This window comes from Alkalihalophilus marmarensis DSM 21297, from assembly GCF_000474275.2.
GTDB classification, from domain to species: domain Bacteria; phylum Bacillota; class Bacilli; order Bacillales; family Bacillaceae_D; genus Alkalihalophilus; species Alkalihalophilus marmarensis.
Window position 1 is genome coordinate 50,475 of the sequence record NZ_ATAE01000034.1, and the last position, 22,770, is coordinate 73,244.

22 protein-coding genes are annotated in these 22,770 nt (G+C 38.7%); 18 read left to right on the forward strand and 4 right to left on the reverse strand.

All coding sequences use genetic code 11. From position 1 onward, the window contains the following. The first annotated feature begins 12 nt into the window (after window positions 1-12). From A33I_RS12485 to A33I_RS12515, 7 genes are all read left to right on the forward strand, one after another. Complete coding sequence (locus A33I_RS12485; RefSeq protein WP_022628740.1) at window positions 13-249, forward strand: hypothetical protein; 237 nt, start codon at window positions 13-15, stop codon at window positions 247-249. Between the two features lie 185 nt (window positions 250-434). Continuing rightward, a complete protein-coding gene (locus tag A33I_RS12490) occupies window positions 435-2,042 on the forward strand; it encodes a PucR family transcriptional regulator (protein WP_022628741.1) in 1,608 nt (535 codons plus the stop codon). A 179-nt stretch (window positions 2,043-2,221) separates the two neighbouring features. After that, a complete protein-coding gene (locus A33I_RS12495; protein ID WP_022628742.1) occupies window positions 2,222-3,685 on the forward strand; it encodes a CoA-acylating methylmalonate-semialdehyde dehydrogenase in 1,464 nt (487 codons plus the stop codon). 32 nt (window positions 3,686-3,717) lie between these two features. Further along, window positions 3,718-5,073, forward strand: a complete 1,356-nt coding sequence (locus A33I_RS12500; RefSeq protein ID WP_022628743.1) for an aspartate aminotransferase family protein — start codon at window positions 3,718-3,720, stop codon at window positions 5,071-5,073. A 152-nt stretch (window positions 5,074-5,225) separates the two neighbouring features. After that, window positions 5,226-7,415, forward strand: a complete 2,190-nt coding sequence (locus tag A33I_RS12505; RefSeq protein WP_022628744.1) for a PAS domain-containing sensor histidine kinase — start codon at window positions 5,226-5,228, stop codon at window positions 7,413-7,415. A 226-nt stretch (window positions 7,416-7,641) separates the two neighbouring features. After that, the gene (locus tag A33I_RS12510) at window positions 7,642-8,766 is read left to right on the forward strand and encodes a S8 family peptidase (protein WP_022628745.1); all 1,125 of its coding nucleotides are present in this window, start codon (window positions 7,642-7,644) and stop codon (window positions 8,764-8,766) included. 200 nt (window positions 8,767-8,966) lie between these two features. Beyond that, window positions 8,967-9,152: a hypothetical protein gene (locus tag A33I_RS12515; RefSeq protein WP_012957237.1), complete on the forward strand. Its 186-nt coding sequence runs from the start codon at window positions 8,967-8,969 to the stop codon at window positions 9,150-9,152. A 38-nt stretch (window positions 9,153-9,190) separates the two neighbouring features. Here A33I_RS12515 and A33I_RS12520 read toward each other — a convergent pair whose 3' ends face one another. Then, entirely contained in the window at window positions 9,191-10,063 is an 873-nt protein-coding gene (locus tag A33I_RS12520) for a helix-turn-helix domain-containing protein (protein WP_022628746.1), read from the reverse strand. Between the two features lie 300 nt (window positions 10,064-10,363). Between A33I_RS12520 and A33I_RS12525 the strand changes: the two genes are divergently transcribed. After that, window positions 10,364-10,954 carry a TetR/AcrR family transcriptional regulator gene (locus A33I_RS12525; protein ID WP_022628747.1) on the forward strand — a complete coding sequence of 197 codons (591 nt, stop codon included), beginning with the start codon at window positions 10,364-10,366 and terminating at the stop codon, window positions 10,952-10,954. A gap of 103 nt (window positions 10,955-11,057) precedes the next feature. On the opposite strand, the gene A33I_RS12530 is transcribed toward A33I_RS12525, so the two are convergent. Further along, window positions 11,058-11,366, reverse strand: coding sequence for a winged helix-turn-helix transcriptional regulator (locus A33I_RS12530; RefSeq protein ID WP_012957240.1), 309 nt, complete (start codon window positions 11,364-11,366; stop codon window positions 11,058-11,060). Between the two features lie 164 nt (window positions 11,367-11,530). Between A33I_RS12530 and wrbA the strand changes: the two genes are divergently transcribed. The 3 genes from wrbA to A33I_RS12545 all read left to right on the forward strand — a co-directional run bounded on the left by wrbA (window position 11,531) and on the right by A33I_RS12545 (window position 13,007). Continuing rightward, a complete protein-coding gene (gene wrbA, locus A33I_RS12535) occupies window positions 11,531-12,151 on the forward strand; it encodes an NAD(P)H:quinone oxidoreductase (protein WP_022628748.1) in 621 nt (206 codons plus the stop codon). Between the two features lie 142 nt (window positions 12,152-12,293). Further along, window positions 12,294-12,710, forward strand: a complete 417-nt coding sequence (locus tag A33I_RS12540; protein ID WP_022628749.1) for a universal stress protein — start codon at window positions 12,294-12,296, stop codon at window positions 12,708-12,710. A 156-nt stretch (window positions 12,711-12,866) separates the two neighbouring features. After that, window positions 12,867-13,007 carry a BH0509 family protein gene (locus A33I_RS12545; RefSeq protein WP_012957243.1) on the forward strand — a complete coding sequence of 47 codons (141 nt, stop codon included), beginning with the start codon at window positions 12,867-12,869 and terminating at the stop codon, window positions 13,005-13,007. Window positions 13,008-13,375: 368 nt separating this feature from the next. Here the strand turns inward: A33I_RS12545 and mgtE are convergent, their stop codons facing one another. After that, window positions 13,376-14,740: a magnesium transporter gene (gene mgtE / locus A33I_RS12550; protein ID WP_152976477.1), complete on the reverse strand. Its 1,365-nt coding sequence runs from the start codon at window positions 14,738-14,740 to the stop codon at window positions 13,376-13,378. Window positions 14,741-15,005: 265 nt separating this feature from the next. Here mgtE and A33I_RS12555 point away from each other — a divergent pair, with 265 nt between their 5' ends. The 6 genes from A33I_RS12555 to A33I_RS12580 all read left to right on the forward strand — a co-directional run bounded on the left by A33I_RS12555 (window position 15,006) and on the right by A33I_RS12580 (window position 21,304). Beyond that, window positions 15,006-16,064, forward strand: coding sequence for an ABC transporter ATP-binding protein (locus tag A33I_RS12555; RefSeq protein ID WP_022628751.1), 1,059 nt, complete (start codon window positions 15,006-15,008; stop codon window positions 16,062-16,064). 185 nt (window positions 16,065-16,249) lie between these two features. Beyond that, window positions 16,250-17,359, forward strand: a complete 1,110-nt coding sequence (locus A33I_RS12560; RefSeq protein ID WP_022628752.1) for an extracellular solute-binding protein — start codon at window positions 16,250-16,252, stop codon at window positions 17,357-17,359. 35 nt (window positions 17,360-17,394) lie between these two features. After that, window positions 17,395-19,074: an ABC transporter permease gene (locus tag A33I_RS12565; protein ID WP_022628753.1), complete on the forward strand. Its 1,680-nt coding sequence runs from the start codon at window positions 17,395-17,397 to the stop codon at window positions 19,072-19,074. Window positions 19,075-19,206: 132 nt separating this feature from the next. Next, window positions 19,207-19,524, forward strand: coding sequence for a DUF2325 domain-containing protein (locus A33I_RS12570; RefSeq protein ID WP_022628754.1), 318 nt, complete (start codon window positions 19,207-19,209; stop codon window positions 19,522-19,524). 23 nt (window positions 19,525-19,547) lie between these two features. Then, the gene (locus A33I_RS12575) at window positions 19,548-20,111 is read left to right on the forward strand and encodes a hypothetical protein (RefSeq protein ID WP_022628755.1); all 564 of its coding nucleotides are present in this window, start codon (window positions 19,548-19,550) and stop codon (window positions 20,109-20,111) included. Between the two features lie 296 nt (window positions 20,112-20,407). Continuing rightward, the gene (locus A33I_RS12580) at window positions 20,408-21,304 is read left to right on the forward strand and encodes a metal ABC transporter solute-binding protein, Zn/Mn family (RefSeq protein WP_022628756.1); all 897 of its coding nucleotides are present in this window, start codon (window positions 20,408-20,410) and stop codon (window positions 21,302-21,304) included. Window positions 21,305-21,350: 46 nt separating this feature from the next. Here A33I_RS12580 and A33I_RS12585 read toward each other — a convergent pair whose 3' ends face one another. Next, window positions 21,351-22,091, reverse strand: a complete 741-nt coding sequence (locus tag A33I_RS12585) for a rhomboid family intramembrane serine protease (RefSeq protein ID WP_022628757.1) — start codon at window positions 22,089-22,091, stop codon at window positions 21,351-21,353. Window positions 22,092-22,192: 101 nt separating this feature from the next. Here A33I_RS12585 and acpS point away from each other — a divergent pair, with 101 nt between their 5' ends. Then, the gene (gene acpS, locus A33I_RS12590) at window positions 22,193-22,552 is read left to right on the forward strand and encodes a holo-ACP synthase (protein WP_022628758.1); all 360 of its coding nucleotides are present in this window, start codon (window positions 22,193-22,195) and stop codon (window positions 22,550-22,552) included. Window positions 22,553-22,770 lie beyond the last annotated feature (218 nt).

Below are 22,770 nucleotides of genomic sequence, written 5' to 3' on the forward strand. Positions count from 1 at the left end.
AGGGGACTGTTTATGTCTGACTATCAAGAATACTTGGCCGAAAGGGATGAAATCGATTATTTAATCCAGCAAGGCTATGTAATTAAGGGAGTTACAGAAAATCTAAGCGGCGCTTTTGTAGAATTTGAACTGCCTGCTTCAAGCATGAGCCGCGGTCAACAGCAATATGAACGTCTTCATATTAAGACAGCGGATGCGAGAAAATACTTTTCTGTTCTCCTATTAAAGCAAGCTCAAAAAACCGGTTAAATAGTATGCTGTACTGAGATCAATCGTCTTAGTACAGTATTTTTTTATTTAGGGAGGTTTTCTTACATATCATTTTTAGAGTGAGGCAGGAGATAGTGGACGAGTTATAGAAGTAAGTACAACCTAGATTAATATCGTAATGTTTACTGATTTCTCTACTCTTTAGAAGAGGTGATATTTAGATAATGAAATCGTATATATCAATTGAAGAGATTGTGAAACGGAAGCATTTTGACCATATTGAAGTGGTGGCGGGGGCTTTAGGGCTTGATCGTTTAGTCAAGTGGGTCCACGTTGTAGAAGTCGTACAAATCAAAAACCTTTTAAGAGGTCATGAATTAATTTTAACAACGGGACTCGGCTTTAAAGATGATCCCTCTTTATTTGTGCAATTTGTAAAACAATTGATTGATTGCGAAGCTGCAGGTCTATGTATTGAAATCGGCACAAACACATCCACGATCCCTCCAGATGTTATTGAAATAGCAAATACTCACCAATTTCCTATCATTGTATTTAATCAAGAAGTTCCTTTCGTAGAAATTACACAAGATATCCATTCAACCCTTATCAATAAACAATACCAAGTCATATCAGATCTTGAGCATTACTCTCAGCAATTAAATAAGAAACTCTTAGAAATAAGCGAATATGATGAGATTTTAACATTTTGTCAAATGTACTTAGATGTACAAGTCGTAGCAAGGTTTAATGAGAAAGACCTTAAATTCTATCCTGAACCTCCTAAAGGAAGGAGGAGACAGCTGTATAAATTAGCAGAAGAGGCTGCTATGGATAAACAGCCCAAAGTGGCAAAGCAACCGGTCATGTTATTAGGAAATCAATATGCAGAAGTAATGATTATTTCAAAAGATCGTGATTTAACGGAATATGATTTTTTAATTTTAGACAGAACCGTAACAGCCCTAGCTCAACAGCTCCTTAGAACGATGTATGTGGAAGAAAGAAAAAATGCCGAGGAGTCACAGTGGATGTTAGATTGGCTGGAAGGCTCCCATAGAGAGGCTGTCATTGATGAACACCTCGCTTCCCTTGAACCGGGCTTGAAGCTTAACGGGGCAGTGGTGTGTGTGTGTAAATACCAGCCGGCAAGGCATGGTGCAGATACTGACTGCACCTATTTAAAATTATGGATCCGTACCGTTTTTGAGCAGTATGGTTTTCATTTATTTACGATTGATGTCAGGCAGGACCTAGTATTGGTTTTAGGGAATAAAAGGGCTGGTGATGATTGGAAAGAACGAGCAAAAGAAGCGTTTGAGCGAGTTAGAGCACAAGAAGGCACAGGTGGAAAAAGTGTTTCTTCCTACAGGTTTGGGGTGGGGAAATACATTTATCAGCTTGAGGATGTAAATGTTAGCTACAAAACAGCAAGAGAAGCACTGTTGCTTACTAATAGAGCACATCATAAAGAGATGAGCATGTTTTATGATGACCTTCATTTATACCGTATCTTATCGGTCATTCACCAGCATGCAAACCTTGATGAAATCGTCAGTGATTACTTAGCACCGGTTATTGAATATGATAAGCGATATAATGGACAATTGCTTGAAACGCTAAAAGCCTATTTAACATGCAGCGGGTCGAAGCAAGAAACAGCTAAACGATTATTTATCGTACGGCAAACGTTATACCATCGGATTGAAAAGCTCGAAAAGCTTCTTGGATCTGACTTTATGGAAGCGGAGAAAAGGCTCGCACTTGAATTTATGCTTCTTGCAAAAGATTATTTAAATGTAGAAGAACAGCTGCAAAAACGGACAGTTTAATCACTCTTATTTGCACTCCTTAAAGGGAGTGTATTTTTTATTTTGTTGATGATCATTATGTGGAAAAATTTATAGTGCTTATTTGACACAATGTCTAATGCAACCGCGAGCCTTATAACAGATAATAGAAGCATGGATCAAATAGTGTGAAAATTAAAACGATTGAGGGGGAGACAGGCATGGCTGTACTAAAAAAATCAACTGAGCTTAAAAACTATATTAATGGTGAATGGGTTGCATCAAATGGGAAAGACACTCTTGAGGTGCCCAATCCAGCGACAGGTGAAATTCTTGCTTCTGTACCCATCTCGACAAAAGAAGATGTGGATCAAGCAGTAAAGGCAGCTAATGAAGCATTCAAGAAATGGAAAAATATTCCTGTACCAAAGAGAGCGAGAATCTTATTCAAATACCATACGCTTTTAACTGAACAGCATGAAGAGCTTGCAAAGCTGATTGTACAAGAAAATGGGAAAGCATTTAAAGAGGCATACGGAGAAGTTCAGCGCGGGATCGAATGTGTAGAGTTTGCCTCTGGGGCGCCTACATTAATAATGGGTGAAACCCTCTCAGGGATTGCTGAAGAAATTGATTCAGAAATGTTCCGTTACCCGCTAGGAGTAGTAGGCGGTATCACGCCGTTTAACTTTCCAATGATGGTGCCATTATGGATGTTCCCGCTGGCTATTGCTTGTGGCAACACTTTTGTATTAAAGCCGTCTGAGAGAACGCCTTTACTCGCAAATAGATTAGTAGAGCTGTTTACAGAAGCTGGTGCGCCAAAAGGAGTATTAAATGTGGTACACGGAGCTCATGATGTCGTAAATGGTTTACTAGATCATGAAGATGTAAAAGCCATTTCTTTTGTAGGGTCACAGCCGGTTGCTAAGTATGTCTATCAGCGTGCTGCAGCCGAAGGGAAACGTGTTCAAGCTCTATCTGGAGCGAAAAACCATCATATCGTGATGCCTGATGCAGATATGGAAAAAGCAGCTCAGCATATTATCAGCTCGACATTTGGAAGCGCAGGGCAGCGCTGTATGGCTTGTAGTGCGGTTGTCGTAGTCGGCGATAATGATAAATTTGTGAACCTGTTAAAGAAAAAAGCAGATGAGCTGACAATTGGAAGCGGCCTTGAAGAGGATGTACTTCTAACACCAGTGATTCGTGATTCTCATCGTGAGAAAGTGCTTGGCTATATCCATAAAGGGGTAGAAGAAGGCGCCTCTTTAATCCGCGATGGACGCAAGGAAATGGATGAAATAAAAGAAGGAACATTTTTAGGGCCGACGATCTTTGATCATGTCACGCCGGATATGACGATTGCAAAAGAAGAAATTTTTGCACCGGTTTTAAGTCTCCTTCGTGCAGAAGATCTTGATGGAGGACTCGAATATATCCGCAAATCCCGCTACGGAAACGGGGCAACTCTTTATTCCAAAGATGCGGCATCAGTAAGGAAGTTCCGTGAAGAGGCAGATGCAGGTATGCTCGGAATTAATGTAGGGGTACCAGCTACGATGGCCTTCTTCCCATTCTCAGGCTGGAAAGATTCATTCTATGGTGATTTGCACGTAAACGGAAAAGATGGAGTGAACTTCTTCACACGCAAGAAGATGATCACGTCACGTTTTGACTTTTAATCGATGAACAAATATAGGAAGGGGAAGGTCACTTGGAGAAGACGAATCAGAAGTTGGATATGAAAGCAGCTGATGAGAAGTACCTTTGGCATTCCATGAAGCCATATAACCCTAACGCTACCATGGTAGTGAAAAAAGCAAATGGAGCATGGGTTACAGATAGTGATGGCAATCAGTATCTAGATGGGATGGCCGGTTTATGGTGTGTAAATGTTGGCTACGGGCGTACAGAGCTTGCAGAAGCGGCTTATGAGCAATTAAAAGAACTCGCTTATTTTCCATTAACTCAGAGTCATGAACCCGCTATTAAACTAGGTGAGAAGTTAAATGAAATGCTTGGCGATGATTATGTCATTTTCTTTTCCAATAGTGGTTCAGAAGCAAATGAAGTAGCTTTTAAAATTGCTAGACAGTATCATCAGCAGCGCGGTGAAGGCTCGAGATATAAATTCATCTCTAGATACCGCGCCTATCACGGCAACTCGATGGGGGCACTAGCTGCAACAGGTCAGGCACAGCGCAAGTATAAGTATGAACCGTTAGCACCTGGTTTTATACATGTTCCTCCTCCTGATATGTACAGAAGGCCTGAAAATGAAACAGCTGAACCGCGATCTTTATCGTCTGTAGGTGATATAGAGCAGGCAATGACGTGGGAATTAAGTGAAACCGTAGCGGCTGTTATTATGGAACCGATTATCACGGGCGGAGGAGTGTTAGTTCCTCCTGAAAATTATATGAAAGGTGTGAAGGAGGCTTGTGAAGCTCACGGAGCCCTTCTTATCTCAGATGAAGTAATTTGTGGATTTGGACGCACAGGAAAGCCGTTTGGGTTTCAGCATTACGGGGTGCAGCCGGATATTGTTACAATGGCTAAAGGGATTACAAGTGCCTATTTACCGCTGTCAGCAACAGCGGTAAAGCGAGAAATTTATGAAGCATTTAAAGGCACAGAAGAGTACGAATATCTCAGGCACGTAAATACGTTTGGCGGCAGCCCTGCGTCATGTGCACTCGCTCTAAAGAATTTAGAGATTATGGATAATGAAAAATTATTCGACCGTTCAGCTGAGCTTGGTAATCAGATGAGAGCCGATCTTCAGACATTACTGCAAACTAACCCATATGTCGGTGATGTCAGAGGCAAAGGGATGCTAATTGGTATTGAGTTAGTAAAAGACAAGAATACTAAAGAACCTCTTGATGTACAATTGGTCAACCAGGTGATTGGAGCATGCAAAGATAAAGGCCTCATCGTAGGGAAGAATGGAGCAACTGTAGCAGGATTCAATAATGTTCTCACGCTCTCGCCTCCATTATCCATCGAAACAGAGGATATCCGTTTTATCATTGAAACGGTTAAAGATGCATTAAACGGATTAAATTAAGTCATTAAAATAAAAGGGTATAAGAAACGAGAGGTCACTCGATAGACCTCTCGTTTCTTTATTTGGTATTAATATCCATGATTTGTTGTGTTCAGGCGACACAATTATCTTATATAATAAAAAGATAGACAGATTCATGGAGAATGGTTGTGATGATCGTGCCGGAGCCAAAAGATCTAGTAAAAGATGAACTCTTTCTCTCGTGGTTTTACCAAACGAGTGATAGTGTGTTTATTTGCAGAAATACAGATAAAGAGATCCTGCTAGCCGTATACAACCAGCCAGCAGAAAAATGGGTAGACGAATTTTTTATGCATGGTAAGGATGGCTTTGTATGTAAGGAGAATGAGTTTGAACGCACATGTAAAAATACATTTAAAACTCAAAAGAAGGTGTCTTTTTCGTTTTCTCTTGAAGATAAAGGGATTTTAACGGTAAGCTGCAGCCCTGTTTATGTAGAAGAGATGGAAGAATGGATCGTGTTAGTCGTTGGGAAGAATAAGCAGAATTTAATCGGCTCCTATAATGCTTCCTTGCTTACCTACTTATCGAATACAGAAGATGCGGTATTAGTTCGTGATGTCAACGGTACAATTACGTTTGTGAACATTGCCTTTAGCGACATGTTCGGCTGGAAGAGTGAAGAAGTGTTAGGGAAAAAAGTATATGAGATTAATATACTTCCTGTCTCTTTAATTGAAGAGTCCTCAAGAATTAACGAAATGTCTTTGAGGGGCTCGAGTTATTCTCATATTACTACTCAAAGATTAAGAAGAGGCGGGGAATTATTTGATGTCTCAATTACGTATTCGTACGTAACAGATGTAGACGGGGAAATTGTTGGTTCATTAAGTGTCTTTCGTGATATGTCTGAACAAAAGAAGATTGAATCCCTGCTGCGGGAAAGTGAAGAGAGATACCGAAAGCTAGTCGACCTTTGTCCTTTGCCGATTTTTGTTCATCAAGAGGGAACGGTTCAATATGTGAATCATGCGGCCCTTACCTTAATGGGGACGGATGATGAATCCAAATTAATAGGCAACTCCATCTATTCGTTTGCTAACATGGAGCATCATGCTGAAATAAAAAAACGCTCTACAGAAGTACATCAAGAGCCTGTCCAAGGCATTAGTGAATACACAATTAAAACGTTAGACCATCAATATAAAATGATTGAGGCAATGGTTACCTCAATCAGCATAAGAGATAACAAGGTGAATCTTGTGCTGCTAAATGATATAACTGAAAAGAAAAGGCAGGAAGAAGCATTGCGTGAGAGTGAAAAACGCTATCGCTTAATTGCTGATAACTCCTATGACCTTATTTCGATTATAGACAGGAATGGGATTGGAAAGTATATCTCTCCATCACATGAGAAGCTGCTTGGCTATAAAGAAAGTGAGCTGATAGGAGATACTGCAACGATGAGAATCCACCCTAATGACCGGGAGCATACCTATGAAACCTTTCAAAAGGTTTTGGAAACAAAAGAACAGCAACGAATGGAATACCGTATGTATCGTAAGGATGGAAGCATCATTTGGATCGAATCTATTTTAAGGATGTTTGATGAAGGAGATCAATCAGATATATTAATCGAAAGCCGTGACATTACCGAGCGGAAAGAAAACGAAAAAATGATTCGCAGGTTAGACAAACTATCCGTGGTTGGACAGCTTGCAGCAGGAGTTGCACATGAGATACGAAACCCATTAACATCAATAAAAGGCTTTCTCCAATTATATCAAGAACAAAATCTCGAGAAAAAAGAAGACCACTATTGGGAGATTATTTTCTCTGAATTAAATAGAATTGAAGAGATTATTAATGAGTTCATGGTTCTCGCTAAACCGCAAGAAGTGGATCGTAAAAGCGTTCCAATTCAAGATCTGCTTTCTCATACCATTGTCTTATTCCAATCTGAGGCCCATTTAAATAATATTGAAATTGACGTCATCTATGTAGAGACAGAGCAGATGTCCATCTATGCAGTAGAAAATCAGTTAAAACAAGTATTCATCAATTTATTGCGTAACGCTATAGAAGCCATTAAGCCCCAAATGGGCAAGATACGAATTAAAGTTGAAAGTAGAGATGGAGAAGAGAGTGTTAGATTTAGGTTTATTGATAATGGACCAGGTATCCCAAAAGATCGTCTTGCTCATTTAGGAACGCCTTTTTATACAACAAAAGAAAAGGGGATTGGGCTTGGATTAACGATCAGTCAAAAGATTATCCACGAGCATAAGGGTGATTTTAGGATTCGCAGCGGACACAAAAGAGGGACGTTGATTGATATTGTTTTGCCGCGCTATAACTTAAGTCACAGACAGAGCATTTGAGAAACATCTCAAATGCCTTTTTCTATGGAATAATTCGACATTTTCTATGTTCTTAGCTTATTGTTTGAAAATTTCATATAAAACTATTTATATTACTATATTTATTAAATACGTAATAATAGACGTGAATCCTCCTATTATTCTAGTAAATAGGTTGTAATAACTTGTCACAGAAAATACATACTTTTTTGAATTTTGATAGATTATTCATAGGAGGTGATCGCCTATGAATCTTCAAAAAATACGCTCAGCGTTGAAGGTTAAGCAATCGGCATTGGTCAGCAGTTTAACTATTTTGTTTCTAATCATGTTAGTAGGCACGGCTAGTGCAAATGGTGCGAAGCAAGAGTACTTAATTGGTTTCAACTCAGACAAGGCAAAAGGACTTATCCAAAATGCAGGTGGAGAAATTCAACATGAATATACAGAGTTTCCAGTTATCTATGCAGAGCTTCCAGAAGCAGCGGTAAGTGGATTGAAAAATAATCCTCATATTGATTTTATTGAGGAAAACGAAGAAGTTGAGATTGCACAGACTGTTCCTTGGGGGATCCCTTATATTTACTCGGATGTTGTTCATCGTCAAGGTTACTTTGGGAACGGAGTAAAAGTAGCAGTACTTGATACAGGAGTGGCTCCTCATCCTGATTTACATATTAGAGGAGGAGTAAGTTTTATCCCTACAGAAAACACTTATGTGGATTATAATGGTCACGGTACTCATGTAGCTGGTACTGTAGCTGCCCTAAACAATTCATATGGCGTATTGGGAGTGGCTCCTGGAGCTGAACTATATGCTGTTAAAGTTCTTGATCGTAACGGAAGCGGTTCGCATGCATCCATTGCTCAAGGGATAGAATGGGCAATGAATAATGGGATGGATATTGCCAACATGAGTTTAGGAAGTCCTTCTGGATCTACAACCCTGCAATTAGCAGCAGACCGCGCTAGAAATGCAGGTGTCTTATTAATTGGGGCAGCTGGAAACTCAGGACAGCAGGGCGGTTCAAATAACATGGGCTACCCAGCGCGCTATGCATCTGTAATGGCTGTTGGAGCGGTGGACCAAAATGGAAATAGAGCAAACTTTTCAAGCTATGGATCAGAACTTGAGATTATGGCGCCTGGTGTCAATATTAACAGTACGTATTTAAATAACGGATATCGCAGTTTAAATGGTACGTCGATGGCATCTCCACATGTAGCTGGGGTAGCTGCATTAGTTAAACAAAAACACCCTCACTTAACGGCGGCACAAATTCGTAATCGTATGAATCAAACAGCGATTCCGCTTGGTAACAGCACGTATTATGGAAATGGCTTAGTGGATGCTGAGTATGCGGCTCAATAATCCCTAAGGAAGTATTGGATGCAGAGAGAGCTCTCTGCATCCAACTTGCATTATGAGTACATTTATATTTTAAAGAGATATACGAGTTATTCGCTTATTTACGGCTTTAATTAGTAAGATATAGGTTACTGTGAAGAATTCAGAAAAGTGGAAAAAGATGTATACTAAACGTAACTTAAAGAGAAGGCAGGGTGAAGAAGATGTCATTAAAACGTTTTGTTTGCGCATTACTAGTAGGAGCATTTATTTTAGGAGCTGGTGCATTATCCGCCTCAGCCAATGAAGCTGCTTTTGACCTTCCGCATGCAGGTGACCTGCCACATGCTGGAGACTTACCGCATGCCGGTGATCTACCACATGCAGGTGACCTTCCACACGCAGGATAATAACATACAAAATAAACATTAAAAAAGAAGCGATAGGGTTATCCTATTGCTTCTTTTTTTTGTTTCTCTGCAATTTCAGCCAATCGCTTTTTTCCCTCAATGTTAAATAAATGAATGGCATCGTTGATATGTTTTTCACCTTGTTTATATTGGTTTGTTAATAAGAGGCAGTAACCTTTTTGGTACAAGCACTCTCCGAGTAAGTAGAGCAGCTCATTCTCAATACAGAGCTGAATCCCTTTTTCACTCAGTTCAATCGATTTAGCGAAGTCACCAAGGCTTTTTACTGCTTTGGCATAATTATAATATACTCTAACTTTTATTCTTGGGTTTAATTGCGGAATGGTTGAAGTACCATGGATCGCTCTCTCATATATTTCGACCGATGTTTCTGGCTTGCCGCTTAAATCATAGACAATGCCGATCGCATTTAAAATTTGAATTTCTTCCTGAGAATAGCCGTCTTTTCCTTTATAGGTTAAATTAAGTGCGTTAAAAAGCATTTTAAGGGCTTCTTCATAATTCGTACTAATATAGGCCAGTGAGAGTCCTTTATGCCAAAGGATAAATTGTTTTAAATCTACACTTTCAAATAGAGGATTTTTCTCTTCTGCCAAAATCAGTTCATATACCTCTTTATAATTTCGGTTGACAGTTTGTTTTCTTACATCTTGAATAAAGTCTTGAATGTAGTCGTACCGGGGGTTTGATGCTTCATGAAAGAAGTGAGTCATATCTACTCCAAGGCGCCTGGATATCTCAAACAAGGTGGTTGAAAGCGGGATGAATTTTCCAGCTTCGATATTACTGATCTGTGCTTGGGTACAAATACCTTCTGCTAGATCATTTTGAGTAAGGCCCTTTAGGGTGCGATAAAACTTTATATTTTTTCCAATTGTATGTATATCCATATTCTCACCCTTTTTCTTTTGATAGATGACATTAGCTCTTCGACAATCGAAATACTTCCTTATTATAAGAATATCAGTTTCTCGCCTTTTCGTCATGTGCCGATAGGACGGGGGTCATTCCTACTTACAAAAAATCCATCCGTATGCAGGGGTTTTTAGTAAAAGAAAAATCTAAAAATTTACAGTATAAAGTCTTAGGATTATAATACTATTTATAGGGTATTATTAGTAAAAAAGTTAATAATGTTATAGTTCTTTTTTGTGAGTTTAAATAGTGACGAATAAAGGGTGAGGAATAGGATGGCGAGGAAAAAAATAATAGATCTTCAAGAGTTAATGAAAGTAACAGAGGAACTGCTGTTAGAAATAGGGTATGATCGATTGAACTTTCGGCTGATATCAGGTCGATTAGGAGTAGGAAGAAGTACAATCTATGAATATTTTTCGAATAAAGAAGATTTAGTATGTGAGTATATGTTAAGAGTAATGAATTTAATCACTCAAAGAATGGAGCAGATCTCAAGCGAATTAACTGCAGAAGAACAATTAAAAAAGGTTATAGCTATTTTGATGGATTATGCACAGATCCACTTAATTTTAGAATTAACAGGGGAGTTACAGACCGCGTTTCAAGATGATGATGAGAGATTGCTGAAAATAATGAGGGAAAAAGAAACGCTGCTTGATGGAATCAATAAGTACGTTCTTATCGCTGAGCAAGCTTGTGATCTCAGGGAGGATATTCCATCTAGTGTCAAAACAAGCTATATCTTTCAATTGATCACTCTTCAAAGAACACATTTACATATTTCTGATAAAAAGGAAGACATTGATTTATCAGAGTGGGTATCATTAATGTTCTCATTGTTTATGCAAGGCTTAAAGAAATAAAAGAAGAGAAAAAATGAGGTCCTAGAACGGACGTTATTTTTTCTTTAATGAAATCGACTAAAGAGTCGGATTTGAAATAGGAAAGCAATCTTATATTGCTTCCCTACATCCATTTTTCTCCCCAAGTTTGAATAGAGTGAATAACTGGTTCTAGATCTAATCCTTTTTCAGTTAACTCATACTCAATCCTAACTGGTGTCTCTGGGTAAACATTTCTCGAAATAATCTCGAGCTGTTCTAGCTCTTTCATCCGCTCTGTTAAGATTCGATCACTCATATATGGTATTTGTTTTTTGATTTCTTTAAAACGTTTAGGACCATCAAGCAGCACTCGTATAATTAAGCCAGTCCACTTTTTTCCTAATAATTCTGCTGCATGCTCGTATTTAGGACACATTTTACTATAATCCATAATGTTCACCTCAAGAACGTTGACCTCAATAATAGGTTTAGTTTACCACAAACAAGTGGTATAGATAAGAAACCAAGGGTAATTAATTGACAATTAAAAATGATTAAAATAATATAAAATGTATAGTAACTTTAAAAAAGTTAGTTAATAAGGAGTGTTCAATAATGGCGAAGATTCTTGTACCATACTACAGTGCATATGGACATATTTATGAAATGGCTAAAGCAGTAGCAAAAGGAGCAGAAGAAGTAGAAGGCACAGAAGTGAAGCTTGTAAAAATACCTGAATTTGATGCGGTTAAGGAGGCTATGTCTAGTCAGGACGCCTACGTATCAGCTCAAGAAGAACAAGGTCAAGTAGCAGAAGCAACGCATGATGATCTTAAATGGGCTGATGGTATTGCTTGGGGCGTACCAACAAGGTATGGCTCGATGCCAGCTCAAATGAAACAATTTCTTGATTCAGCCGGCGGTCTGTGGGCTAACGGGGAATTAGAGGGCAAAGCAACATCGATCTTTACGAGTACCGGTTCTGTACATGGCGGACAAGAGACTACGGTAATTACGTCCCTTATTCCTATGCTTCATTTCGGAATGATTTTTGTAGGCCTTCCATATGGTGAGAATCCCGAGCAGCTAACAACTGATGGTATTGGCGGAAGTCCTTATGGGGCATCTACTATCTCAGGACCGGATGGATCTGCCTCGCCGGACGAGAGAGATTTTACAATGGCTAAGCGCTTAGGTGCAAGGTTAGCTAAAGTTGCACATAAATTGAATCAATAAAAATATTGTCTAAAGCATCCTAGTATCTATTCCTAGGGTGCTTTATTTTATAAATTAGTGCCACTTTGTGATATCCGCTCGTATAATAAAAGACTCCATTTATTTTGCAGAGTGTTTGATAGTAAGTGAGAGGGGGAGGCTTATGTTCAAACAAATTGTAGTAGCAGCTGATGGTTCTTGGCACTCTATGAAAGCAATTGAAAAGACAATTGAACTTGCTACAGGGAGAGATACGAAGGTATTTGTTGTTTATGCAGTCGATAGCTCGACTTCTAAAGCAGACGTACTGCATAATTGGGATACACTTGGCATATCCGAAAAGCGCAAGGAGAGGTTAACTGCGATTTGTGAAATTGCCAAAAAAGAAAAGATTAATTATGAAATAAAGATCCTTAGAGGTGAGCCTGTTCAAGTAATTATAGGCTTCGCTAGAACAACCAACGCAGATTTAATTGTTATTGGATGCAGAGGACTAAATCCGCTTCAGCAAATGGTTCTTGGCAGTGTCAGTCACAAGGTAATGAAAAAAGCCTCCTGCCCAGTGCTGATTATGAAATAAACTTCAACCTTGTTATTCAGCAAGGTTTTTTCTTGTTAAAAAGGGCTTTATAATCATATTAAAAAAATTGAAAGAAATGATTGACCATTTCGAATCTTCTGTTATATAATAATAAAAAATAAATGAAGATGTATTAATACAGAAAGGGTGATTAATATGAGCAGACAAGAACGCGAAAATATGATTCAGTTTCTAACAAAGGTAGAGGGGATGACTGAGCGTAAATTAATGGTGATGACGGATGCGGACATTGAACATATCTACACAAGAGCATACACGATGCAGGAACGTATATAAGGAAAATAAAGCCCTTTAAATCTTCGTATGAGGATTTGAAGGGCTGTTTTATTTGATGTGGGTTCATTGTTCAAAAAAAATTCAGTAACAAACTAGTCTAAATAAGGTATACTACGAAAAGAATAAGTATGAAGGGTGACCATCATGAAACTTTCAAACAAAGCCTTATTTATTATTATTGCGTCAGTTACAGCGTTGTATGGAATTCTTTATTGGGTAATCGGTCATTTTCTTACAACATAATTTGAATGGGTCTAACATGAGGTTAGACCCATTTTTGTTTATTTTCTCAACAAGCATCGAGTTATTTCCCCGGCAATTTGTCGAAAAAAACAGCCTCAACTTAAACGAGGCTGTTTCAAATAAAATTATAAATGCTGCAGTTGAGATAAGAATGCTGTAGCAATTCCAAAGTAAATCATTAAGGAAAAGATATCGTTAATTGTAGTGATGAGTGGACCTGAAGCAACTGCCGGGTCTACTCCAAAACGATATAACATAAGAGGAATAACAGTTCCTGCCAATGTACCAACAATCAACGTGATTAACAAGGAACTTCCTACAACGATCCCTAATGTTAGACTTCCTATCCATAGAGTAGCTACTAATAAAATGAGTGCTCCGCAAGTTAAGCCGATAATTATTCCAACTCTTAGCTCACGAAAGATCAATTTAAAGACTGTTTTACGGTCTACATCGCTTGTAACAATACCACGAACAACAACCGCTAGTGATTGAGTACCTGTATTACCAGTCATGCCTGCAATCATTGGCATAAAAAAGATCAGTGCCACGACTTGGTCTAGAGTTTCCTCAAAACCACTAATAATACTTCCAGATAATAAACCAATAAATAATAACAAGATAAGCCATGGGAGGCGTCTAAACGAAGCGGTTGTTGCTTTTGTGTTGAAGTCAATATCTTTACCAGAAGCTGATAGCTTTTCTATGTCTTCATTGGCTTCTCTGATAACAATATCGATGGCATCATCAACAGTGATAATCCCAAGTAGTGTATTTTGTGCATCTACAACAGGAACAGCAATGAAATCATAACGCTCGATTGTTTGTGCAACCTCTTCTTGGTCAGCATCGACTGATACAGATACAACTCGGCTGAACATGATATCTTCAATGCGCTCATCTTCATCAGCAATTAACAGATCTCGGTAAGAAACCACTCCTACCAGCTTTTTTTCCTCATTAATAACATATAAATAATAGATGTTTTCTGAGAAACTGGCATATTCTTTTAGCTTATTAACAGCTTGCCTCACTGTTTGGTTCACATGAATCCATACAAACTGATTGTTCATTAATCCGCCTGCTGTGTCAGCTGGATAACTCATTAAAGAGCGGATTTTTTGAGAGTCTTCTTTTCTCATGACCTCTAAGAACTCTTGGATTTTGTCTGCTGACAATTCGTTAAGTAAGTCAGCAAGGTCATCATTATCCATCAAGTTCATAACTTTTGAGGAACGTTCAATTCCAAGTTTGTGTAAAATTTCAATTTGCATTTCATACTCTAATTCCTGAATTAAATCAGCTATTTGGTCAGATGTTAAAAATGTAAGAAACTTGTGATGATGTTTTTCAGGAAGGCCTCGATATAGTTGGGCGACATCATACGGGTGCAACTCTTCTAATAACTGTTGGAGTGCCGATCGTTTCGCTTCTTTAACATACTTAATCACTAATACAAGTAATTGGTCTTCAGTCATATTTGCAACCAATGCATCCACCTCACTTCCACACCTTATATACTTTACAAAAAAAGCGTAATGATGTAAAACCCTGCTTTGTAGTTATTTACAGTATTTATTTGTATTCCCTTCAGGAGAATTGGTGAAACAACCCTACAAGAATTTTGAAATTACTAAAAATATTGAAAGTGACGCTTTTATTGGTGGTTTTACATTGACGCTTGAAAATGGGCTATGCTATTATTAATCTAGATTGAAATTCATTCTCAAAGAAGAGTCTGAGGGGGACTACATAATGAGCTTTATCCACCTTCAAAACTTAACAAAGACGTATTCTAATGCTGGAAGTCCAGCAGTTAATCATATTGACCTATCAATTGAAAAGGGTGAAATTATTACTCTGCTTGGTCCGAGTGGGTGCGGAAAGACCACGACGCTTCGTATGATCGCAGGATTTGAACAGCCATCAAGCGGGTCTATTCGTATTGATGATAAAGTTGTCTTTGACGAAAGTTCATATTTACCTCCGGAAAAAAGAGGGATTGGAATGGTGTTTCAAGATTATGCATTATTCCCGCACTTAACAATTGAAAAGAACGTAACGTTTGGATTGAATAAATGGAGTACGCTTAATAAAAAGAAGCGTGCTAAAGAAGTACTTGAGCTGGTTGGTTTAGCTGATTATGCTAAGCGTTTTCCTAATGAACTCTCTGGGGGACAACAGCAGCGTGTAGCTCTTGCGCGTGCTCTTGCTCCGCGTCCGAATGTGGTTTTAATGGATGAACCATTTAGTAATTTAGATGCAGGATTGCGAGAGAGAATGCGTTATGATGTGACAGCTATTTTAAGGAAAGCCAATACAACTGCAATTATTGTTACGCATGATCAAAAGGATGCATTTGCCGTATCAGATCGTGTGGTCGTCATGAATCAAGGTGTGATTCAGCAGATTGCATCTCCACGTGATATGTATCGCTGTCCTAAAAACTGCTTTGTTGCTCAATTTGTTGGAAAAACAAACTTATTAACAGGGACACTGTGTGAAGATATGAAACATGTAGAAACGCATATTGGGCGTGTTTGTCTGCCCTCAGAATCTAATAAAGTCTTGGAAGATGTTCGCGTTTCGATCCGTCCTGAAGGGTGTCGTTTAGTGGAAGACGGCCGCTATTCCGGGCGTGTGGAGCGAGTAACTTACAGTGGTGAGTACCAAGAGCTTGAAGTGAGACTTGGCGATGAGCATGTGACAAATGAACCTATGATTGTCTATGCGCCTGTAGAACAGGAAATTGAGGTTGGTTCTGTTGTGTCGTTTGATATTAAGCCAGAGCTAGTTGCACTTGTTGAAGCATAAAACAAAAAGTCCTCATTTTTCGAGGGCTTTTCTTTTTTTACAAAGTTTTCCGCCTGAAGTTTGATTTGTTACAAAAATATAAAAATACGTTGACAATGATTCTCACTCAAAGTATAGTATGGTTTGTGAGGGCAAATGAGAATGAAAATCATTAGCTTAAAAAATACATAACAGGAGGAAATCTTATGAATAAAGCACTAAAACTTTTTTTACTTAGTTTATTAGCACTATCTTTATTTGTAGTTGCAGCATGTGGTTCTACTGAAGAGCCAGCTGAAGATGCGCCTGCAGTTGAAGAAGATACTGAAGAATCATCGGATGAAGCAAATGAGGAAGCAGCCTTAGAAGAAACTGGTGAGCTTGTTGTTTACTCATCTCGTAATGAAAACTTCGTAAATGCTCTTTTAGAGAAATTTACAGCGGATACAGGAATTGAAGTGAAGCCGCTTCATGCTGGAGATAATGCAGTAAGCAGAATTAAAGGTGAAGCTGGAAATACACAAGCTGATGTTTTTATTTCAAACGATATCGGGGCGCTTGAAAACCTTCGTCTTGAGGGACTTTTAGAAGGATCTGATCCTGAAGGAATTGAATCAATCGATGAAAGATATCGTGCAGATGATAATTCTTGGTTCGCTTTATCAGCACGTACACGAGTTTTAATGTATAATAAAGATCTAATTACTGAAGAAGAAATGCCGAAAACTATCGAGGAACTAACAGATCCTAAATGGCAGGGTGAGTTCGCTATTACTCGCGGAGGAAATGGTGGAATGATTGGTCATGTATCAGCGCTTCGTAATGAGTGGGGCGATGAGAAAACTAAAGAGTGGATTGCAGATGTGAAAGATAATGCAGGAGCTATCCTTCAAGGCCACGGTGATATCCGTCGTGCGGTTGGGGCTGGTGAGTTTACATTTGGTCTAGTAAACAACTACTACTATCACCAACAGCTTCAAGAGCCTGCTGATAACAACGTTGGAGTTATTTATCCAGATCAGGGTGAGGGAGAAATGGGAGCTGTTGTGAACGCAGCTGGAGTCGGACTTGTGAAGGATGCTCCAAATGCTCAAAGTGCTCAAGTATTCCTTGATTGGATTTTAGAAGAAGAGAATCAACGTGAATTCTCATATGAGTCACTTGAGGTTCCAATTAATCCAGAAATTGAAGCTGTAGAAGGTGCCGCAACAATCTCAGATTATAAAACACATGATATGCCGTTAAGTCAATTAGGCGAAGTGTGGGAAGATACACGTGAACTTATTGAACAAGCTGGTCTTGACCTAGACCTGTAAGAGATAATTATTGGGCGAGTGGGAGATGTGACGTCATGAGTCAACACCTAGATAACGAAAAAAATAATAGGAAAACCCCTCAGGTTGGAGACGATATGTCTCCAACCTCTCGCCGTTTATTTAAAGGGATCCGTTTCAATAGGAATCGAGGAAGCAGGCCAGGCGGGGTTTTATTTACATTTGCAGCGTTAACCGGTTTATTAATGGCCATACCAGTCTTTTATGTCGTATGGAGATCATTGTTTGCTGGTACAGACAGGTGGATGCGCTTACTTGATACTCGGATTCCGCAGTTGATTTGGAATACGATGTCTTTAACCTTTATGGTTACTTTATTTGCGGTTTCAATCGGCGTGTTGCTGGCATGGATTGTTAATCGTACAAGTCTGCCTGGGAGGAAAATGTGGCAGTGGCTGCTTGCTCTTCCTTTAGTTATACCGCCATACGTAGGGGCTGTTACTTATATTATTGTATTTGGGCCTAGAGGATGGCTATGGAGAGAGTGGCGTGAGAACGAGTGGCTGCTAAATGTATTCGGTGAATACCCAATTAATGTTTATTCGTTTTGGGGGGTATTTGCGGTTCTTACCTTATTCACCTATCCGTATGTATTTTTAATTGCCAGTGCTTCGCTTAGAAAAATGAATCGGAACTATGAAGAAGTAGCAAGGTCCCAAGGAATGACGACTTCACAAATTTTTTGGAAAGTGAACATTCCATTTCTTCGTCCCGCAATTGGTGCTGGAGCTGTCCTAATTGCTTTGTATGTACTGTCTGATTTTGGTGCGATTGCGATGATGCGGTATACAACATTTACAGCAGCTATTTACTACCAAATGGGAAGTTATGATAATGTTTCAGCTACTGTTTTAAGTGTGGTCTTAATTGTCCTTACACTAGTTATTTTGTGGATTGAATCGAGAACTAAGAAGAAACAATCGTATTATCAAACAAGTAATACATTTAAAGAGCCTGACATTTTAAGTCTTGGAAAATGGAAATGGCCTGCCCTTATATTTGTAAGCACAATTTTCTTCATCTCGGTTATCTTGCCGGTCATTGTCCTCATTTATTGGTCGGTTCTTGGCCTTGAGGCGGGGGCATTGGATTCAAGATTCTGGGAATATGCATGGAATAGTGTGAAGGTCTCTGGTATGGCAGCTCTCATTTGTATGATCTTAGCTCTGCCAGTAGTTTATTTACGCTCTAGGTATCCTTCCAAAGTATCTGCTATTATTGAAAAGATGAGCTATGCAGGTTATGCGTTACCTGGAGTCATTGTAGCACTTGGAATCATCTTTATTTTTAATCAGTATATACCTATGCTTTATAATACATTTTATTTGGTGGCCATTGCTTTTGTGATTCGGTTTTTACCACAGGCAATGCAGTCAACAGATGCTTCGCTCAGCCTCATTTCTCCACGGATAGACGAGGCAGCGAGAAGCCTGGGCCAGCCTCCTTGGAAGGTCATGATTAAAGTTATTATTCCATCTATTCTGCCTGGTATCTTGGCAGGGGGCGCACTCGTATTTGTAAGCAGCATTAAAGAGCTTCCGGCTACTTTATTACTCAGACCTCCTGGGTTTGATACACTTGCAGTACGTATTTGGGTAGAGACAAGCGAAGCCATTTACCATATGGCGGCACCCGCGGCTTTGCTTATTGTTATCGTTTCTATCATTCCTTTGCGCTATTTGCTTAAAAAGTATTAACGATTTCCTTAGTAACTTCGAAAGGGTCCTTTTTCAGGATCCTTTTTTTATTTGACTGAAAATTTAATTGACAATGAGAATCTTTTTCATTTAAAATAAAGTGAGAATAATTATCAATGGAGGGTGTTATAAATGTCTTCTTTACTAATAGTCGGAGCGGATCGTCTTGGGAGTATTCCACAGAAGCTAGAAGGGTTGGGTTTCAAACAGATTACACATGTGGATGGGAGAAAAGCGCAGATGGTAAAGAAAGAAATCCCATCTCATATTGACCTTATATTAGTTCTTACCGATTTTATTAATCATAATTTAACTTCTGTATTGAAGAAAAAGGCTGCTGAACAAAACATTCCGATTTGTTATGCGAAACGCTCATGGTGTTCTATATATCAATCAATTGGACGGTGTAATTATGGGTGTGATAAAGAGACTCCATGTCCATTTAAATAACCAAAAAGTGAGGTGGAATGAAGATGGTTAATACGAACCTTCAACTGATATATTCGGAATATAAATTGTCTCAGCGTTTATTAAATAGCATTCATAAAGTAGTGAATAAAATTGTTAAAGAGTATTGTCTCCAACCAGTTGAAGAACGTCACGTAGTTACATTATTGAAATTGATTACTACATATAAAAGAGACCTTGATAAAAGTTTATTTGCTACTATAAAGGAGTACATTGAAGTGTTAGCTGTTTTAGTGGACCATTTGATCTTTGTACTTACTGAAATAGATGGCGACGTTCAAATTGAAGGAGTTGGAAATGACCTTTGCGTGGTTCAAGAGGTAAATGGAAAGGTCAATCTTAAAAAGATGGTTGTTCAAGCAGATCCACAAAAAGTTTCAATTTATTTAAAGGAGTTAAGAAAGATTGGGATAAAAGTGTGTGATGAAGGCGATTTAACTCTTGAGGTTATCGATATGATAAGTGGCAAAAGATATACCGGTCTGCAAGATACGGGTTATATTCATCAAGAGGTATATCCTTATCAGACCACAAATTTAATAGCCGAAATAAACCATTTTTGTTCATAATGAAAAATGGTTTATTTTTTTGTTGCTTTATATACTATTTTCAAGTCTTTTTACATAGGAATATTTTATAAAGAGGCACAGAACAGGAACATATAGGACTGCTTTTTCATACAATCAATAAGGTACAAGAAAAATACCCAAAAAGGCTAGACAATACTTAATAAATGTGACAAAATAAAGTTGCCCTAAGACAAAATAGTTTTCCTTGGTGAAGAAAAGAGGCTATTTTTTTGTCCTATTTTTTGCCTGTACACAACTTTTTTAGTGAGAGTAAAAATCGAGAAAGGATGATGAGAGTGCGTAAGTGGTTTTTTGCTTTAGTTGTTTTATTGATGAGTCTATTTGTTGCGGCGTGTGGAGAAAATGGTGAAAGTGAAGGAAATGGCGAGTTAAAGGTCGTTACGAGCTTTTCGATCTTAGCTGATATTACAAAGAATGTGACCGGGGACCTTGCTGCTGTTGAGTACTTGGTACCTATCGGCGAAGAACCTCATGGATATGAACCTATTCCGAGTGATTTTCAGAAGGCCAGTGATTCCTCTGTCTTTTATGTGAATGGTTTAGGCCTTGAGGAGTGGCTAGAGCGGCTGGTTGCGAATGCTGGTGATGCTGAAATTGTTACAGTTTCTGATGGGATTGATGTAATTCCAGTGGATGGTACGGATGAGGATGACCCCCATGCATGGTTAGATGTTAAAAATGTGATAGCTTATGTAGAGAATATTCGTGATGATTTAATGGAGAGAGATCCTGATAATGCTGAGGCGTATGAGGCTAATGCTGAAGCCTATATTCAGGAATTAACTGAATTAGATGAATGGATTAGTGAAGAATCAGAAGAAATTCCAGAAGATAAACGAACCATTGTAATAAGTGAAAATGCGTTTAAATACTTTGGTGCAGCCTATGGGTATGAAACAATTGGAATCTGGGAATTAAATTCCCATGAAGAAGGGACGCCTGGCCAAATTTCTCGAGTAGTAGATTTGATTGAGGAAAAAGAGATTCCGGCAGTCTTCTTAGAAACAACGATTGACAGCCGTTTTATGGATACTGTTTCTAGTAATGCTGGTGTAGAGATTGCAGGTGAGGTTTACACAGATGCGATCGGGGCTGACGGCAGCGGGGCAGAAACATATGTAGATATGATGAAGCATAATGTAAACACTTTTATAGAAGGCTTAAAGAATTAAAGATGAACCCTCCAATTCATTATAGGATTGGAGGGTTTTTATCTGCTTATCTATTGAATATGCCATATAATACGAGTAAAGCGAGGACAATCCAAAACACGTTCTTAAAAAGCTTTTGATTCCTTCTCTTTTTTTGCCAACGGTTCGGATTAAAGGTTGGCTCGCTCGCTTCGTGGACATGCTGATACATATGATAAGGCTTCACTCCAGTTAAAAATAAAGGAGCAAGTGCAGCACCGCCTAGTAAGCCAAACAGGTGCGCTAATACGTTAATATTAGAATTTACAAATGTCATAACAAGGCCAATAATAAGAATAGTCATTACAAGCTGTGAGTTTGCTTGATCAATTAAATCTTTTCTAAATAAGACAAGGTAGACAAACATCCCGAATAAACCGAAGATAGCACCAGAAGCACCTAAATGAGGAGGGTAACTCAAGCCTCCTAGATAATAAGTAGCGATATTTGCGATGACACCTGTTCCGAGATAAAAAATGATGAAGCGGAATTTGCCTAGCATTTGTTCTAAGGCAGGACCAAAGATAACGAGAGAGAATGAGTTAAATACAACATGCCCAATCGTTAAATGCATGAAAATAGGTGTAATCAGTCTCCACCATTCACCATTGGCTACAGCCAAGTTATAGCCAATCCCAAGATTTCTAACAAGAGAGCCTCCAGGAAGAAAATTCATCCATACAAATAAGGCTAAATGGATTACTAACAAACCAAAAATAATAGGGTAGTTCTTTCTAAAGGAATAGAAGCTTTCCTGACGAATAAACAAGCTTAATCCTCCTAACAAAATCGTATTCTTTCTATAAGTATATCAAAAAAGAAAGAGGAAATGCCCGATTTAAGAATTCAGACTAGAAAAGGAGAGTTTACATGATTATAGGCATCGGAATAGATATTGTGGAATTAGAGCGAATAGAACAGATGCTCACAAAGCAGCCAAGATTTGTTCAAAAAGTGTTAACAAAAGAGGAGCAGTCCGTTTACCAAAAGCTTGCTGAAAAAAGAAAGATTGAATTTATGGCTGGACGCTTTGCGGCAAAAGAAGCTTTTGTTAAAGCGTGCGGGACTGGCATCTCAAAAGAGTTCGGATGGCAGGATATTGAGGTATTGAATGAAGAAAACGGAAAGCCGGTACTCACTGCGAATGTTGAGGCAGCTATCCATATATCCATATCTCATAGTGAGAAAAATGCTGTTGCGCAAGTAATTTTAGAGCGCTTGTCAAGCTAGTCTGCATATTGTCCCCCCTTGCCTCATATAGTTGTAATGCGGATGGGAGAGCTTGTGCCATTTCAAGCAGAGTCAGGTCAAAATTTCATCAAGAACCTAATTCGTTTATTCTTTGAATGTTAAACGCGTTTAAAGATTTGGCATTCTTGAGTGAACGAACGGGACACAATCATGATTGCCGTCTCTTGATTGGTAGAATTCTCTTCTTTGGCGTTAAT

What these genes read in the sequence shown, in the direction of transcription:
- A33I_RS12520 (WP_022628746.1), bottom strand. Translation starts at nt 10,063, where the DNA reads ATGGATATACATACAATTGGAAAAAATATAAAGTTTTATCGCACCCTA.
- A33I_RS12540 (WP_022628749.1), top strand. Translation starts at nt 12,294, where the DNA reads ATGTTCAAACAAATTGTAGTAGCAGCTGATGGTTCTTGGCACTCTATG.
- A33I_RS12490 (WP_022628741.1), top strand. Translation starts at nt 435, where the DNA reads ATGAAATCGTATATATCAATTGAAGAGATTGTGAAACGGAAGCATTTT.
- A33I_RS12530 (WP_012957240.1), bottom strand. Translation starts at nt 11,366, where the DNA reads ATGGATTATAGTAAAATGTGTCCTAAATACGAGCATGCAGCAGAATTA.
- A33I_RS12510 (WP_022628745.1), top strand. Translation starts at nt 7,642, where the DNA reads ATGAATCTTCAAAAAATACGCTCAGCGTTGAAGGTTAAGCAATCGGCA.
- A33I_RS12575 (WP_022628755.1), top strand. Translation starts at nt 19,548, where the DNA reads ATGGTTAATACGAACCTTCAACTGATATATTCGGAATATAAATTGTCT.
- A33I_RS12495 (WP_022628742.1), top strand. Translation starts at nt 2,222, where the DNA reads ATGGCTGTACTAAAAAAATCAACTGAGCTTAAAAACTATATTAATGGT.
- A33I_RS12545 (WP_012957243.1), top strand. Translation starts at nt 12,867, where the DNA reads ATGAGCAGACAAGAACGCGAAAATATGATTCAGTTTCTAACAAAGGTA.
- acpS (WP_022628758.1), top strand. Translation starts at nt 22,193, where the DNA reads ATGATTATAGGCATCGGAATAGATATTGTGGAATTAGAGCGAATAGAA.
- A33I_RS12485 (WP_022628740.1), top strand. Translation starts at nt 13, where the DNA reads ATGTCTGACTATCAAGAATACTTGGCCGAAAGGGATGAAATCGATTAT.
- A33I_RS12565 (WP_022628753.1), top strand. Translation starts at nt 17,395, where the DNA reads ATGAGTCAACACCTAGATAACGAAAAAAATAATAGGAAAACCCCTCAG.
- A33I_RS12515 (WP_012957237.1), top strand. Translation starts at nt 8,967, where the DNA reads ATGTCATTAAAACGTTTTGTTTGCGCATTACTAGTAGGAGCATTTATT.
- A33I_RS12570 (WP_022628754.1), top strand. Translation starts at nt 19,207, where the DNA reads ATGTCTTCTTTACTAATAGTCGGAGCGGATCGTCTTGGGAGTATTCCA.
- A33I_RS12505 (WP_022628744.1), top strand. Translation starts at nt 5,226, where the DNA reads ATGATCGTGCCGGAGCCAAAAGATCTAGTAAAAGATGAACTCTTTCTC.
- A33I_RS12525 (WP_022628747.1), top strand. Translation starts at nt 10,364, where the DNA reads ATGGCGAGGAAAAAAATAATAGATCTTCAAGAGTTAATGAAAGTAACA.
- A33I_RS12560 (WP_022628752.1), top strand. Translation starts at nt 16,250, where the DNA reads ATGAATAAAGCACTAAAACTTTTTTTACTTAGTTTATTAGCACTATCT.
- A33I_RS12555 (WP_022628751.1), top strand. Translation starts at nt 15,006, where the DNA reads ATGAGCTTTATCCACCTTCAAAACTTAACAAAGACGTATTCTAATGCT.
- wrbA (WP_022628748.1), top strand. Translation starts at nt 11,531, where the DNA reads ATGGCGAAGATTCTTGTACCATACTACAGTGCATATGGACATATTTAT.